The sequence below is a fragment of the Neotamlana nanhaiensis genome (genome assembly GCF_000943555.1).
Classification (GTDB): Bacteria; Bacteroidota; Bacteroidia; order Flavobacteriales; family Flavobacteriaceae; genus Neotamlana; species Neotamlana nanhaiensis.
Window position 1 is genome coordinate 1 of the sequence record NZ_JTDV01000028.1, and the last position, 1,317, is coordinate 1,317.

Here is a 1,317-nt window from a genome sequence, read left to right on the forward strand (position 1 = left end):
TGGTGTTATTAACGTTCAACACTACAAATGTATAGCAGGCTTACAACCTTTAAAACATTGATATTAATTAAAATATATGCTAAATTAACAAGAAAAATAGCTGCCTGTTAATTTAGTATAGTTGCAGATTAAATGAGTATAAAACACGATGAAATGCAAATTTTTGAGCCTTAATTTTTAATAAAATAGACAAACTTATTGTGGTTATTTTTAAGGTTGTTTTTGGGTGTACTGACAAAGGGCTGTCACTTCTCCATATTATTTTTGGGCAATCATTTTAAATTAGATAATTATGAAGTTAGAATGGCGAAAAAACGAAAAGGCTATTTACTTGCCAAAAGCTAAACCCGAAATAGTAAATGTTTCGGCATATCAATTTATATGTATACAAGGTGAAGGTAATCCTAACAAACCATTTTTTGCAGATTACATAAAAGCTATATACAGTGTTGCATATTCAATAAAAATGAATTTAAAAAAAGCAGCAGTTAAACCCCAAGGATATATAGATTGGACGGTTTATCCTCTTGAAGGGGTTTGGGATATTAACGACACCGCTAAAAAGCATTATAATGGTGAAATTAATAAAAATGATTTTGTATTTAAGTTAATGATAAGGCAACCCGATTTTGTAAACGCCACTTATTTTAACGAAATTATAGCATTAGTAGGTAAAAGTAAGCCACAAAATCTTTTAAATAAGATTACATTCGAGAAAATAGTTGAAGGACTTTGCGTGCAAATGTTACATGTGGGTAGTTTTAATAATGAAGCTGAAACATTTAATGCTATGGAGACTTTTGCAAATACTAATGGTTATAATAGATTGTGTAAAACACATCGGGAAATTTATATTTCTGATTTTAGAAAAGTAGCAGAAAATAAATTAAAAACGGTACTTCGTTTTAAATTGGAACCAAAAAAATCGGGCTAGTTTAATTTTAAACTAGCCCGATTTTAATTAAAATCAAGAAAATAAAAGGGATTAAATATTTTGAGTAAAGGTTTTACCTTCAGTTTTAAAAACAAACTTGTAGTCGCCTTTACCTAATCCAGAAAGTTTATAAGCTTTTTGGATGTTTTTAGTGTTTTCAATATTTTCAGCATATACTAAATCTGCATCGCCGTTAGTGCCAAAGTAAATTTCAACTTTTAGTGGCGCTTCGTTTAAAGCAAGTTTAGATACAAATACAACACCGTTTTCAACGCGTGCGTAAGGCTTATATGTTATGGTTTCTTTAGCCTTATCAAATACTACTTGGTTAGCATTAACGGTAAACGGAATGGTGTCTATTTCTAAATCTTTTTCTAATTCAA

2 protein-coding genes are annotated in these 1,317 nt (G+C 29.6%); one reads left to right on the top strand and one right to left on the bottom strand.

Annotation, left to right across the window (positions count from 1 at the left end; all coding sequences use genetic code 11):
• Nucleotides 1-292 precede the first annotated feature (292 nt).
• The gene (locus tag PK35_RS16935; RefSeq protein ID WP_202903847.1) at nucleotides 293-934 is read left to right on the top strand and encodes a GyrI-like domain-containing protein; all 642 of its coding nucleotides are present in this window, start codon (nucleotides 293-295) and stop codon (nucleotides 932-934) included.
• Between the two features lie 51 nt (nucleotides 935-985).
• On the opposite strand, the gene PK35_RS17650 is transcribed toward PK35_RS16935, so the two are convergent.
• Nucleotides 986-1,317, bottom strand: a 332-nt coding sequence (locus tag PK35_RS17650) for a hypothetical protein (protein WP_044627771.1), incomplete at its 5' end; no start/stop codon positions are given.

What these genes read in the sequence shown, in the direction of transcription:
- PK35_RS16935 (WP_202903847.1), top strand. Translation starts at nt 293, where the DNA reads ATGAAGTTAGAATGGCGAAAAAACGAAAAGGCTATTTACTTGCCAAAA.